The following is a 13,383-nucleotide window of genomic DNA, read 5'->3' as shown; positions in this document are numbered from 1 at the left end:
GTCTACATACGCGCTTATCAAGAAGGACACCCAAGGAAGGATATACTCTCTTATCTTTTCCCGGCCAAGGTATGGCTGAGAAGGGAATTAGCACCAAGCTGGTACAAGGTTGCTAAGACGTCATCGGGCCCTGTCCCTCGGTCTTTCTTGATAAGAATGCTGTAAAGATACACACTTATCCGAAAAAGGCAAATTTTTGTTGCGCGAGGACAGGATGAAATCGAGAATACATATGAAATCAGGCTTTACAGCCATGTATAAAAGGTATAAAAACAGAAAGGGACACTAAAAGTGTCCCTTTCCTAAAAGAGTTTAATTGTTTTCACTCTATAACTCTTTATAGCTTTTTATACGAAGCCATCATTGCGATAGTTACTAAAAACAAAAGGGCTACCGTTTGGCAGCCCTCTCTTCTCTTTAGTATCGGTCAGAATTAAGCCTCTGCTTCTACTTTAGGTACTACAGAAACGAATGAACGGTTCTTAACACCTTTTTTGAATTGAACTACACCGTCAACCATAGCGAACAGTGTGTGGTCTTTGCCCATACCCACATTCTTACCTGGGTGGTGTGCAGTACCTCTTTGTCTTACAATGATGTTACCAGCGATGATATCCTGGCCACCGTAAATCTTAACGCCAAGTCGTTTAGAATGCGACTCACGACCGTTGTTAGAACTACCAGCTCCTTTTTTGTGTGCCATTTTGTTTAACTATTTACTCAGGGCGATGAAACACCTGAAAAATTCAACGTTTAATTTCTTCTTACTGCTTATCCAATGCTCTCGATCAGGACCTTCGTGAAGTGCTGGCGGTGACCATTCTTCTTGCGGTATCCTTTTCTTCTCTTCTTTTTGAAAACGATCACTTTGTCGCCTTTCACGTTGCCAAGGATCTTTCCAACCACTTTAACACCGCTAACGAAAGGAGCACCTAAAGTAACAGTGCCGTTATCATCAGTAAGAAGAACATTGGTGAACTCCACGGCGTCACCATCATTGCCGGAAAGCTTGTTAGCGTAGATGAACCTTCCGGCCTCTACTTTGGTCTGTTGACCTGCGATTTCTACAATTGCGTACATCAGCTTCAATGTATGATTTAAAAAATTTTAAGTCTGCAAAATTAGCAGTCTAAAAATTAATATGCAAATCATTGTTCCTTAATTCCTTCTGTTTTTCCAGGCCTTATGCACAACCATGTGGATAACGATGTTGAAATCCACATCCCATAATTTTGCACCTTTCCAAAACCTTCATAACACACTAGTCTGCAAACCCTTACAGACAACTCCTCCGCCCCATGTTTTCCACAAACTGTGAAACTTTCCATCACAGTCCGCCACATTTAGCCTGAACACAAGTCTTGAATCTTGGATTTTACACCCCTAGAAACACACCCACTATCTCTTAACACTGCCGTCGCTTGCACTTTGCAGCACTCTGCAACGATTTAATATTGAATTACATATATTTAGCGAATTATATATATCAACAAACACATGTTGATAAGCCTGTTGATTTTAAGCCAATTTTCAGACAATCAAACACTTAACAAAGTGTGTATAAATTGAACAACTTTAGCCCTCAAATTCAAGTTCTTATCACTATATTTGAAGACCTGTTACCTGTTTATCAGGCGGCAGAGAGACGACTTAATAAACAGGTCTGACATCATCAAAGAGCTTTACAACAGCCTAACATGTTGTCATTCTGAATTTTAGATATCATTTAATGTTTACGCGTATGGAGCCAATACTACAAGAAAACCCGAATCGCTTTGTTTTATTCCCAATACAGCACGACGAGGTGTGGCAGATGTATAAGAAGGCAGAGGCCAGCTTCTGGACTGCCGAGGAGATCGACCTGTCGCAGGACCAGAAAGACTGGGAAAACCTGAACGACGGCGAACGCCACTTCATCAGCCACGTACTGGCATTCTTCGCCGCCTCCGACGGCATCGTAAACGAGAACCTCGCCATTAATTTCATGCAGGAAGTACAGATACCGGAAGCCCGTTGCTTCTATGGCTTCCAGATCATGATGGAGAACATCCACTCCGAAACTTACTCACTCCTTATAGATACTTATATAAAGAAGCAGTCTGAGAAAGACTACCTCTTTAATGCGCTCGAGACTGTGCCTTGCGTGAAGAAAAAAGGGGAGTGGGCGCTTAAGTGGATCAACAGCGAGAAATTTGTGGAAAGATTGATCGCGTTTGCGGCTGTGGAGGGTATCTTCTTCTCCGGCTCTTTCTGCTCCATCTTCTGGCTTAAGAAGCGCGGTTTGATGCCAGGCCTGACTTTCTCAAACGAACTGATCAGCCGCGACGAAGGCCTGCACTGCGATTTCGCCTGCCTGCTTTACTCTATGCTCAACAACAAGCTGCCGGAGAGCCGTGTGCACGAGATTATCCGCGACGCCGTTGAAATAGAGCAGGAGTTCGTGACAGACGCCCTTCCGGTTGACCTGATTGGCATGAATGCCAAACTGATGAGCCAGTACATCGAGTTTGTGGCCGACCGCCTGCTCGTGTCACTTGGTTGCAGCAAAATTTATAACGCCACCAATCCATTCGACTTCATGGAAATGATCTCCCTGCAGGGCAAGACCAACTTCTTTGAGAAGCGCGTGGGTGAGTACCAGAAAGCTGGCGTGATGGGCGACAAAGACAAAAACGTTTTTTCGCTCGACGAAGATTTTTAGCAAACAAAATTTGTCGTAAGTTTAGGAGATAAAGGGCGCCGGGCTTTTGTCCGGCCGCTTCCTAAATTACCTTATACCATCCGGATGCAGGTATAGCCAACCGCGCCAATGCCCGCAACACCGGACCTTATACCTGGCAACAATCGCCAGACGGAGCATCCGCCTCCGAATTTGTGAAAGCAATTGGCTTTAGCTGTTAAACTATAGTATTTCAACGGATTACGTCTATATACACGTATCTCCTTATGAAAATATTAGCATGTATCAACCCGCTGCATCGGTAGCGGCTCTCTTATACCTATACCTTATAATTAACCCGGGCTTTTGACTCCCGCTAAATGTATACGCTATGTTAGTAGTTAAACGAGACGGCAGACGCGAATCCGTCAAATTCGACAAAATTACCGCACGCATCGAGAAGCTGTGCTATGGTCTGAACATGGACTATGTGTCGCCGATTGAGGTGGCCAAGAAAGTAATTGACGGCATTTACGACGGCGTAAGCACGATAGAGTTGGACAACCTGGCGGCAGAAACAGCTGCTTCGCTCACGACCAAGCACCCGGACTATGCAGTGCTGGCGGCACGTGTGGCTATTTCGAGCCTGCACAAGGTAACGAGCAAGTCGTTCTCCAACACCATGAAGCGCCTCTATACCTATGAGGACCCGAAAACAGGTGAGAATGCTTCCTTGCTGGCCAAGGATGTGTACGAGATCATTCGCAAGCACGCCGCTACGCTGGACTCGACAATCATTTACGACCGGGACTACAACTACGATTATTTTGGATACAAAACGCTGGAGCGCTCATACCTGCTTCGCCTCGACGGCAAGATTGTAGAGCGCCCGCAGCATATGTTGATGCGTGTGGCCGTGGGTATCCATAAGGAGGACATCGAATCTGCCATCGAGACTTATAATCTCATGTCTGAGAAGTGGTTTACGCACGCCACACCAACATTATTCAATGCCGGCACGCCAAAGCCGCAGCTGTCTTCGTGCTTCCTGCTCACCATGAAGGACGACAGCATACCGGGCATCTACGACACGCTGAAGCAATGCGCGCAGATCTCGCAGAGCGCCGGTGGTATCGGTCTGAGCATCCACAATGTGCGTGCGACCGGTTCTTACATCAAAGGCACGAACGGTACCTCTAACGGTATCATCCCGATGCTGAAGGTGTTTAACGACACGGCCCGCTACGTGGATCAGGGTGGTGGCAAGCGCAAAGGTGCTTTTGCGATCTACCTGGAGCCATGGCATGCCGACATCTTCGAGTTCCTGGACCTGAAGAAGAACCACGGTAAAGAAGAGAACCGCGCACGCGATCTGTTCTATGCCCTCTGGACGCCAGACCTGTTCATGAAGCGTGTGGAGCAAAATGGCGACTGGAGCCTGTTCTGCCCGAACGAAGCACCTGGACTGGGTGATAGCTGGGGACCTGAGTTTGAGCGCCTGTATGAGAAGTATGAGCGCGAAGGCCGTGCCCGTAAGACGGTAAAAGCGCAGGACCTGTGGTTTGCCGTACTGGAGTCTCAGATTGAGACAGGTACGCCTTACATGCTTTATAAGGATGCCGCCAACAGCAAGAGCAATCAGCAAAACCTGGGTACGATCAAGAGCTCCAACCTCTGCACCGAGATCATGGAGTATACCAGTGAAGACGAGGTAGCGGTATGTAACCTGGCATCGCTTGCTTTGCCGCGCTACATCAAAGAAGAAGGCGGTCATAAGACGTTCGACCACCAGAAACTGTTCGACGTGACGTACCACGTGACGAAGAACCTGAACAAGGTAATCGACATCAACTACTACCCGGTGCCTGAGGCCCGCAACTCCAACATGCGCCACCGTCCGATCGGATTGGGCGTGCAGGGCTTAGCGGATACTTTCATTGCGCTGCGTATGCCGTTTGAGAGCGACGAAGCAAGAGGCCTGAACAAGGACATCTTCGAGACCATCTACTTTGCTGCCATGACGGCTTCTAAGGACCTGGCGAAGAAAAACGGGGCCTATGAAACATTCAAAGGTTCTCCGCTGTCAGAAGGTAAGTTCCAGTTCGATATGTGGGGTGTAACACCAGACAGCGGCCGCTGGGACTGGGAAGAGCTGCGTCAGGAAGTAGTGAAGTACGGTGTGCGTAACTCCCTGCTGGTAGCGCCTATGCCTACTGCCTCAACAGCACAGATCCTGGGCAATAACGAGTCGTTTGAGCCTTATACCTCTAACATTTATGTGCGCCGCGTGCTTTCAGGTGAGTTCATGGTTGTGAATAAGCACCTGCTGAAAGACCTGATCAGCCTGGGTCTGTGGAATGACAGGATGAAGAATGCCATCATCGCAGCCAACGGCTCGGTGCAGGACATCCCGAACATTCCGCAGAACATCAAAGACCTGTATAAGACGGTGTGGGAAATCAGCCAGCGTACAGTAATCGACATGAGTGCTGACCGTGGTGCCTTCATCTGCCAGAGCCAGTCACTGAACCTGCACGTGATGAACGTGAACTTCGGTAAGCTGACTTCGATGCACTTCCACGCTTGGAAGAAAGGCCTGAAGACAGGTATGTACTACCTGCGCACCAAAGCCGCTGTAGACGCCATCAAGTTCACGGTGGAGAAACAAGCCGCCGAAACGCTAGAGCCAGTCTACAACAGCCAGGACCAGAATCGCAGCGACATGAGCTGCTCCCTGGATAACCCAGACGCTTGCGAAGCTTGCGGATCGTAAATAACCGAAGAAGGAGGGCTTATTGTCCTCCTTCTTTTTTGCCCTACGCAAGTGCACCCTGTGTTACCACTGATTCCCCGTCAGTGGATGGAATACTGTTGTTTAGACTTTTAGCCCATTTATAAAATATAAGAAATGAAAATAGTGTGGTTTATTGGTAGTGGGTTTATCTACCTAATCGCAGACATCATAAAAAAACAATCAAAAGATTCTTTTATTTTTAACTCTCGTCAAAACACAATCCCTTTACATGATGAGCTCTTGAATTTGAACAACTTATGGGGAGAACTTGACCCTATTTTCCTTCCAATGCGGGACCTCCTTCCAGACAGGAACAATGAACAAATCATGGAAGATGTGCGAAAGATATTAGACTCACCACTTGTTAAAAACAATTTCAAAATATCAAGCGAAGATAGCATACCTAAAACCCGCCTTAATCTCATAAGAAATGAAATGAGAAGTGTGGGTAACAAGTTTAGAGAATTTGAAAAGGCCGGAGGATATGGAGAGATTTATAAATTCTTTCCTAATCTTGGCCGCTCTCTCCACGAAGCGATAAAAATAAATAGAATTGAGAACCTACATGTCTGCACAACAAATTATGACGGTGTTTTTGAATCTCTACTAACGTACTATGATCCAATCTTTAAAAGTCGACAATTTCTTTTAAAGGATGGATTTTACTACAAAGACTTTATTGAAAGAAATTATAGGCAAGCATCATACAGTATAGCTCACATGCATGGGTCACATCGCTTTTGTAGGGTTGGTAGCCAATCAACACAGAAATTAGGTAGAGGTGAGCATAATCCAAGTCCAGTAATGATATACGATAGTCAACAATGTAAGGAAGGAGCTATATTAGAGAATGATGTTTTGTCCGTTTATTTAGATGAGCTCGCAAAGAAACTTGCTAACTGCGATAGAGTAGTTGTATTAGGAAATTCATTTAAAACAGAACCACACTTAAAGCATCTCATAAGTACCCATTTCAATAGGCCCAATACAAAAATGATAATTTGTTCAGATAGACCTGTTGAAGTAGTTTCTGAATTAGGGCCATATTATAATTTCCCCATCCAAACCCAATCAACAGGACACATTAAATCCGAGATTCAACTTGTACAACTTTTTGATAAAATGTTTGGTGCAATAAGTACAGATATGCTTGCTACAGCGTAGTTAAAATTTATAATAAATACACTGATGCTCACAGAGTCTCTACAACCCTCGAGCGTCCATCACCTGCTATCTATACTACAAAACAAGTTGAAGTAATCTAGACAATAAGAGTAGATATTTAAAGGCCGTTAGTATAGATACATTCTGAAAGCCAAACCAAACACTAAACAATTTGCTTCAGTAAAAGCTTTTATACCTTATAAGCCGAAAGGGCTATACCTATCATACTGAAGCTATACCTGTGAGCGCACAACCTGATCAGAACGATAAAAACCGACACGGTATAAGCCGCCGCAGTTTTCTAGGCAGATCCATCCTGCTTGGGGCGGCAGGAGTTGCAGGCTATACTAACGCCTTTGCCGGTAGAATATCAGCACCCCTGCAGAAGCAATACCAAAGTCTTCCGCCTCAAGGCCACTACCTCATCAAAAACGCCTATGTCCTCACCATGGACGCAAACTTGGGAGACTTGAAGCAAGGCGATGTGCTGGTGCAGAACGGGGAGATAAAGCAAGTGGGGAAGGGGCTAAGCGCAACAGGCGCAGAGGTATTGCCAGGTGATAGGATGATCGTGATGCCGGGCTTGGTGGAAACACACTGGCACCTCTGGACTTCCCTTCTGCGCAGCATGTCGGGCTCAAAAGAGGGGCGAGGCTACTTTGATGTCACCCGCACAGTAGGCCCGCATTACACCCCGGAAAGCATGTACGCCGCCACCCGGCTGGCGATCGCGGAAGCTATCCACTCAGGTATAACAACTCTGCACGATTGGAGCCACAATGCCCGAAGCCTGGCCTTTGCGGAGGCTAGCCTGCAAGCCCTGCGCGAAGCAGGTATACGGGGACGCTATTCGCTTGGTGTACCGGCCGGCAAAGGCGGGATAGTCGACCTGCAGCTGCTTGAAAGATTGAAAAAGGACTGGCCCAGGCTCGCCAGCGATACCTTACACCTTGGATTAGCCTGGCCAGGTATAAACGACCGAAAAGCACAAGGCATAAAAGAGCTGAACATTGCCAGACGGCTTGGCATCCCGGTGTCAGTGCATGCCAGCACTGCAGGAGTGATCAGCGGATTAATGAGAGAGAACTTACTCGCCGAAGGTATGCAGCTCATCCATTGCAAAGACGCCACTGTAAGTGAGATACAAGGTATAGCAAAGGCCGGTGCCGTCGTCAGCTTATCGCCCTTCTCGGAGTTGCGCATTGGTTATGGCATACCTCCCGTAAAAGAGCTGCTGGATACAGGGGTTACCATTGGCATCTCGGCGGACACCACTACGCTTACAGGTAATGCTGACTTGTTTGCGGCACTCAAAATACTTCTGAACCTGGCCAATGCACTTAATAGAAATGAGTTTGCGCTCAGCGCTAAACGCACCCTGGAAATCGGCACAATCGAAGGAGCCCGTTCTCTTGGGCTCTCAGATCAGACAGGCTCACTCACGCCAGGCAAACGTGCAGATCTGATCATGCTCTCCACCAACGCCTTGAATTTGGGCTATGTTACGGAACCGTACCAGCTTGTTGTAGAGGCTGCGCAACCTGCCAATGTGCACACTGTCATGATCGACGGGAGAATAGTGAAAAGGAACCATGCCCTTACTCACTTGAACAAGGATACAATAATGGCGGAAGCCAAAGCAGAATTCGAAAAGGTAATGAAGAAGAGCGGCTGGTAAGGGCAGGAAGTACTCCTTAACAACAAGCGCACCGCTTCCCTATTCTAAGTTAGTAAGTTGATGATGCTGAACAGCAGTTTTAGGCGTTTCCAGTAACCATCGCATCGCCTCTTTTTCATCCTCAAAATCCCGTAGTTCGAGGGACAGGTCTAACGTGTATCCCTTGTTAATCATGGCCCCGACAGCCTTCCGGTTATGCTCGAATTGTGAAGGTATACGGGCGAGTCGCTTCAAAGAACTCTTAGCCATTTGCGGCACATGCACCTCCAGGCTCCATTTCAGGTCTGCAGGGGATATACTGCTCATCAGCCGGTCATCGGCCAGCCACCTGGTCAACGCAAAACGGTTAATCATTTCATGACATAGCAGATAAGCCTCTCTGAGTTCGGCGCCATGTAAATAACCGCGCCATTCGGCTTTGCCTAGTTTTTGAACTTTGTCGTATGAAAGCTTGACAAAGCTATTTTGAAAGTAAAGTTGCATCAAGAGAATTTCCTCTCAGGTAAAATTGTAAATAAGATTTGGAGTAGCTCATGGATGAAGATGGTTGTGCGGTAAGGCCTGCTTAAAGCTAAGCCTGGACTTGCACAGGCAGCGGCTCTTGCAACCAGGTCATAGCGGCTTCTACACTTTCAAAATCCCTTAATGCCATGTCTCCCAAATTGTCAGCCCGTTTAATGATCTGCTCGACAGCCATCCTATTGAATAGATCTTCTGACACGACTGATGCATTACGACGCAGGGTGCCAGCAGCAAGCCTGGGTATGACATACTCCACAAACCAGTCCTGATCAGCCTGTCGGATAGCCCTTAGCTTCCGGTTATCGCCAAGCCAACGCAGGAGTCTGTGCTCATCCATCAAATCAAGGCAGATTTCCACTGCCTTCCTAAACTCCGAACTACTCAAAAATCCGTTCCAGACAGCCATACCAAGCTGCTGATCCAAATCATAAGAGATCGTTACTACGTCGTTCTGAAAATAGGTAATCATCATAGGCTGTCCCTGCAACTACATCCGGGGTGCAAATATACTTTGTAACCGTATACGAGCAATATTTAAAATTGCACTTTTACATTACAAAATAATTTAAGGAGCCCATCGATTCCGTCATCCTAAATATAACCTGCTTTGCCCAAAAGTTAATGGAACAGCTACTGATTTCTTTAAATAAAAATGCTGGGTTCCTGTCTTACAACAGAAGCCCAGCACCATAAATGTTTATCTATCAGCAACTATTGACGTTGCATATTCTGTCCGTTGTCAGTGCGCGTCGCCACCATTATGGCCACACGGCGGTTTTTCTGCCTTCCTTCAGGAGTCTCATTAGTAGCAATTGGCCTTGCCTGACCAACAGCCTCAATTGACATGCGGGAAGCATCTATATCTGTGTTATTTTGCAGCCAGTCTTTTACAGCATTAGCACGTTCTTCGGCCAGCTGCTTGTTATAGGAAGCGCTTGCAGTAGAGTCGGTATGGCCTACAATGCGGATAGGACCACGTGCACTCATATCGTTGATTGATTCGGCAATGCTGCGCAACTTATCTTCTGCGCCATCGCGGAGTGTAGCTTTGTCCAGGTCAAAAAGTACCTTATCTTCCATGGTATAAATAGTATAGCCCGGGTTGCTTCGCACCTCCACATCGCGGTCTTGCACGCGTCGGTCCGTTACAACTGGAGCACTATAGTCTACACTGGACCAGAAGTTTTCATCTACACTAATGATCTCGGCACCATCAGCCTCCACAATACCTGGTAAGTCTCCATACATGACAGCTGTGTCTGCCGAGGCGATCTCCTGCACATCTCCGGCATTTTCAACTCTTTTATCTGTTTCACCGCAGGCTGTAAAAGCAACTGCAGCCATCAAGCATGCGAATGTTATTACTTTTCTCATATCTTTTGTTGTGGTTAGTTCTACTAAACCGTACGGGGTTAAAGTTGATTCGTTCAATAAGACACAACTCAAGTAATCTTGTATGTAGCATGCTCACATATAAAGCAAAAGGGGGTAGCCTTACAGGTTACCCCCTTTTGCTTACCTCGCAGTATAGCTGTGATTAACGTTTTACGAAACGGAACACTTCTTTTTGCGCACCGGAGACGACTGTGACAAAGTAAACACCGTTCTGCAGGTGCTGCACCGGCAACACCACTTGACGCGCTGCAGGGTTCTGAACCGCCAGCAGCTGCTTTCCAGCCATATCAGCCACTGCGATCATCACCTGCTCATCAGATGCTGCTACTCTTACTGTAACTTCATGCGAGGCCAGCGTTGGGTATACAGAGGAAGAGGCAACAGGGGTATTGTTAACAGCAACTACTTTAGAGTATTCAAATGCTCCGTCAAAGTCAACCTGCTTCAGGCGATAGTAGTTGGTACCGGCTGCTGCTCTTGTGTCAAGGTAGCTATAGTTTTGCACAAGGGATGTGGTGCCGACCTTACTCTCAACGAAGGCTATCTTTCTGAAATTTCTGCCATCCGCTGATACCTCTACCTCAAAACCTTTGTTGTCCTGCTCAGAAGCCGTCTTCCAGTTAAGCTGTATGCCATCCTTTGTTGACTGAGCCTTGAAAGAAACCAGCTCGACAGGGAGGGAAACGATTTCCTGAGAGGTCACAAAAAGGGCTGACTCATCATAGCATACAGAGCTGATCGGAGTGACTGTAACCTGAAAGTATGTATCACCGGCAGGCATGGATGCAACAGCAAGTGATGCAGGTGAGGTAGCAGGGGCATCAGTAGTTCCCAGATCAGTTACTACTCTTGTTATAGTATTTACCGATTGCCACTTTACGCTAACTGCATGTCCTTTGTCGAAAAGATCGGAGTTCACTTTGATTATGCCAGGCTTACCTGCTTCGTAGCTCTGCTTAACGAATTCTGTGTTTGCAATCTCTTTTTGGGTAATGGTTGCGGTTACTGGCACACGTGCACTCTCACAACCATCCGCGTTTACAGCACTTACATAATATGTAGTGGTATTAGCCAAATAAGTATTTGTGTAAGTTGAAGAAGACGATAACAAAGTGCCACCATTTTGAGTGCTATACCATCTGTATCCGCCTCCTACAGGCGCTCCCGTTGCTGTCAACGCAATTGGACCAGCCCCACAACGGCTAACTGGCGATACTGCAGGTTGTGTAATAGTACTGCAAGCTGTGGTTACAGCTATTTCATCTATGTAGAGGTACTCGTTATTTTTGTTGCTCTCATCCAGAATACTATTCACATAAAAAGACAAATATTCGGTTTGCACGCTATTAACAGTAAATGATACTGTAAAGTTTGTAAAGTTAATATCAGTAGCATCTACCGTATTGCTTGGAGAGATTCCAGGGATATGCGTTCCGCTCGTGCTGGCCGCGATAGCAACTGTGGCTCCTCTCTGGAATCGCAGGTGTGTGTTTTGGGCGACAGCTCTGGCTCTGACCGTGATTGTATACACGTTACCAGGATTGAATGTGAATGCAGTCGAAGTTGTGATATAACCTGTATATCCCCTTGCTGCACCATTTCCATTATTCCCTCTGATGCTGAGAGTAGTGCCACTAATCTCAGCAGGAGCATCTGTTCTAAAAGCTTTAGAGAAGCTGTAAGTTAATCTACCTAGATCAGTAGTGCCATTGGTGAAGTCATTCTTATAGACTGAAACCTGTGCATAGGCAGAAGAACTGATAATAAAAAGGGCAAAAATTACTGTGTAAATGTGTTTCATGGCTTGTTTCCTTATGCCACTATATATGAAAGAAACATGCCAGCATGCCATAGACCAATTCTATTTCTATAAAGTGCAAAAAAAATAGAAACTCAATCTCACTGATTTCACATAAAAACATGCCTTTCAATCACTTATCGAAAACCCGATTAAATTAATTTTTATTGAATACAACCCGGGAATTGGCTTTTAAGAAGTATAAACTGACACATTTTCCGCGCATGGGAAAAATTGCACCAATATGGGAATGTTTTCCATATTGGTATCCCCTTAGTATTGTATTAACTTCTAGGCTACATAATACTATTCACCCATAAGTTCTTTCCTGATCAAGCTATATACTTCCCGCACAAAAAGGTCATTCTGGCATATAATAAGCACTTTCACCCTGATTTAACGGTCAATTTGACGGTGTTAGTTCTTGGCATTTGTTTTGCATCATTATTCGTTGAAAACTTTAGAGGAGAAAGAGATGAAAATTATAAAAGATAAAGAGTTTTTAAGATCAATTGCACACCAGATTGACTTACTGAATACAGTAGGCGGCGGTGTGAGCGAAACATATACTGAGGTAAAGAAGAAAAAGAAAGGTGCTGTCATTAATATATGGGCAGCTGGCATTAACCCAGAGTCATTCAGAGTGGTGCTGCACCAAAATCAACTTACTATATTCTCTGTTTTGCAGAGCCAGGAAGACCCACAGATGGCGGTACCTATGTTTAACCGCATCTTTATGCTGCCACCTCAGGTAGACCTGGGTCGGATTGAGGCAATCTATAAGGATGGTGAGCTGCGAGTAAAGCTGCCTTACCATGAAGCAGCGCTGCATCCGCGCCAAATTGATATCCAGCAGCTTTAATTACCACTACCGCCGTGGATGTTCTTTCCGCCAGCCTACCACGGCTGTAATGCCCCACACGGCATAAAAAGGGGTAAATACCGAAGCCAGGTATGGGTCTACCGCTATAGAGACAGTTAACTGGGCTATAAATGTGAGAACAGCTCCCCAAAAAGCAATTCTGTAATACTTATTCCATTTACTCATAATAAGGTGTTAATAAAAATACCCGGCATCAGGGCCGGGTATTCATTAATCTGAACGCTTCCGCGCGCGATATCTTTTTTTCCAGTATCAGCGGTGGATCGTCTTCTTTCGATATTACTAACGTGTAGTTGTTATTGTTATCCTGATAATAGATGAGCGTCGTCAGATCTTCATAGCCTATGCTAAAGATCTTTCGTGTCTTATCACCATAGTTAAAATAGTGATTGTCTAATTTAACATTCTTTAATAACCTCATATCCCTACATTCATCTGGTATTTTAACGGGTTGTGCCGCTAAAATTGTTTCACATTATTGCTGATGTGC

Annotated in this window: 12 protein-coding genes and 1 riboswitch; of the genes, 5 read left to right on the top strand and 7 right to left on the bottom strand. The window is 45.8% G+C overall.

All coding sequences use genetic code 11. The features are described from left to right. Positions 1–47: 47 nt before the first annotated feature. Positions 48–157: riboswitch (SAM riboswitch) on the bottom strand. Between the two features lie 276 nt (positions 158–433). Together rpmA and rplU are read right to left on the bottom strand one after the other, a co-directional pair. Continuing rightward, positions 434–703, bottom strand: a complete 270-nt coding sequence (gene rpmA, locus AC5FXQ_RS08435) for a 50S ribosomal protein L27 (protein ID WP_076421363.1) — start codon at positions 701–703, stop codon at positions 434–436. A gap of 68 nt (positions 704–771) precedes the next feature. Further along, on the bottom strand, positions 772–1,080 hold the full coding sequence (gene rplU, locus AC5FXQ_RS08430; protein ID WP_007657183.1) for a 50S ribosomal protein L21: 309 nt from the start codon (positions 1,078–1,080) through the stop codon (positions 772–774). 661 nt (positions 1,081–1,741) lie between these two features. Here rplU and AC5FXQ_RS08425 point away from each other — a divergent pair. The 4 genes from AC5FXQ_RS08425 to AC5FXQ_RS08410 all read left to right on the top strand — a co-directional run bounded on the left by AC5FXQ_RS08425 (position 1,742) and on the right by AC5FXQ_RS08410 (position 8,295). Continuing rightward, positions 1,742–2,701 (top strand): ribonucleoside-diphosphate reductase small subunit, encoded by a 960-nt coding sequence (locus AC5FXQ_RS08425; RefSeq protein WP_493602030.1) that lies wholly within the window; start codon positions 1,742–1,744, stop codon positions 2,699–2,701. 349 nt (positions 2,702–3,050) lie between these two features. Next, positions 3,051–5,432, top strand: coding sequence for a ribonucleoside-diphosphate reductase subunit alpha (locus AC5FXQ_RS08420; RefSeq protein WP_493602029.1), 2,382 nt, complete (start codon positions 3,051–3,053; stop codon positions 5,430–5,432). A gap of 135 nt (positions 5,433–5,567) precedes the next feature. Further along, the gene (locus AC5FXQ_RS08415) at positions 5,568–6,617 is read left to right on the top strand and encodes a hypothetical protein (RefSeq protein WP_493602028.1); all 1,050 of its coding nucleotides are present in this window, start codon (positions 5,568–5,570) and stop codon (positions 6,615–6,617) included. A gap of 241 nt (positions 6,618–6,858) precedes the next feature. Then, entirely contained in the window at positions 6,859–8,295 is a 1,437-nt protein-coding gene (locus AC5FXQ_RS08410; RefSeq protein ID WP_493602027.1) for an amidohydrolase family protein, read from the top strand. Between the two features lie 39 nt (positions 8,296–8,334). Here the strand turns inward: AC5FXQ_RS08410 and AC5FXQ_RS08405 are convergent, their stop codons facing one another. The 4 genes from AC5FXQ_RS08405 to AC5FXQ_RS08390 all read right to left on the bottom strand — a co-directional run bounded on the left by AC5FXQ_RS08405 (position 8,335) and on the right by AC5FXQ_RS08390 (position 12,013). After that, positions 8,335–8,778, bottom strand: a complete 444-nt coding sequence (locus AC5FXQ_RS08405; RefSeq protein ID WP_493602177.1) for a hypothetical protein — start codon at positions 8,776–8,778, stop codon at positions 8,335–8,337. A gap of 88 nt (positions 8,779–8,866) precedes the next feature. Beyond that, a complete protein-coding gene (locus AC5FXQ_RS08400) occupies positions 8,867–9,289 on the bottom strand; it encodes a hypothetical protein (protein ID WP_493602026.1) in 423 nt (140 codons plus the stop codon). 239 nt (positions 9,290–9,528) lie between these two features. Beyond that, positions 9,529–10,191 carry an OmpA family protein gene (locus tag AC5FXQ_RS08395; RefSeq protein ID WP_493602025.1) on the bottom strand — a complete coding sequence of 221 codons (663 nt, stop codon included), beginning with the start codon at positions 10,189–10,191 and terminating at the stop codon, positions 9,529–9,531. 163 nt (positions 10,192–10,354) lie between these two features. Then, positions 10,355–12,013, bottom strand: coding sequence for an Ig-like domain-containing protein (locus tag AC5FXQ_RS08390; protein ID WP_493602024.1), 1,659 nt, complete (start codon positions 12,011–12,013; stop codon positions 10,355–10,357). A gap of 421 nt (positions 12,014–12,434) precedes the next feature. Here AC5FXQ_RS08390 and AC5FXQ_RS08385 point away from each other — a divergent pair, with 421 nt between their 5' ends. Next, positions 12,435–12,872, top strand: coding sequence for an Hsp20/alpha crystallin family protein (locus AC5FXQ_RS08385; protein WP_493602023.1), 438 nt, complete (start codon positions 12,435–12,437; stop codon positions 12,870–12,872). A gap of 6 nt (positions 12,873–12,878) precedes the next feature. Here AC5FXQ_RS08385 and AC5FXQ_RS08380 read toward each other — a convergent pair whose 3' ends face one another. Continuing rightward, the gene (locus tag AC5FXQ_RS08380; protein ID WP_493602022.1) at positions 12,879–13,058 is read right to left on the bottom strand and encodes a hypothetical protein; all 180 of its coding nucleotides are present in this window, start codon (positions 13,056–13,058) and stop codon (positions 12,879–12,881) included. Positions 13,059–13,383: the final 325 nt, after the last annotated feature.

This window comes from Pontibacter sp. LHS1, from assembly GCF_058932855.1.
Note: the sequence above shows the minus strand (reverse complement) of the source record. Positions and strands in the feature narration are given on the sequence as shown.

Coding starts and splice junctions, on each gene's coding strand:
- AC5FXQ_RS08420 (WP_493602029.1), top strand. CDS start 3,051: ATGTTAGTAGTTAAACGAGACGGCAGACGCGAATCCGTCAAATTCGAC.
- AC5FXQ_RS08405 (WP_493602177.1), bottom strand. CDS start 8,778: ATGCAACTTTACTTTCAAAATAGCTTTGTCAAGCTTTCATACGACAAA.
- AC5FXQ_RS08390 (WP_493602024.1), bottom strand. CDS start 12,013: ATGAAACACATTTACACAGTAATTTTTGCCCTTTTTATTATCAGTTCT.
- rpmA (WP_076421363.1), bottom strand. CDS start 703: ATGGCACACAAAAAAGGAGCTGGTAGTTCTAACAACGGTCGTGAGTCG.
- AC5FXQ_RS08380 (WP_493602022.1), bottom strand. CDS start 13,058: ATGAGTAAATGGAATAAGTATTACAGAATTGCTTTTTGGGGAGCTGTT.
- AC5FXQ_RS08395 (WP_493602025.1), bottom strand. CDS start 10,191: ATGAGAAAAGTAATAACATTCGCATGCTTGATGGCTGCAGTTGCTTTT.
- AC5FXQ_RS08425 (WP_493602030.1), top strand. CDS start 1,742: ATGGAGCCAATACTACAAGAAAACCCGAATCGCTTTGTTTTATTCCCA.
- AC5FXQ_RS08415 (WP_493602028.1), top strand. CDS start 5,568: ATGAAAATAGTGTGGTTTATTGGTAGTGGGTTTATCTACCTAATCGCA.
- AC5FXQ_RS08400 (WP_493602026.1), bottom strand. CDS start 9,289: ATGATGATTACCTATTTTCAGAACGACGTAGTAACGATCTCTTATGAT.
- rplU (WP_007657183.1), bottom strand. CDS start 1,080: ATGTACGCAATTGTAGAAATCGCAGGTCAACAGACCAAAGTAGAGGCC.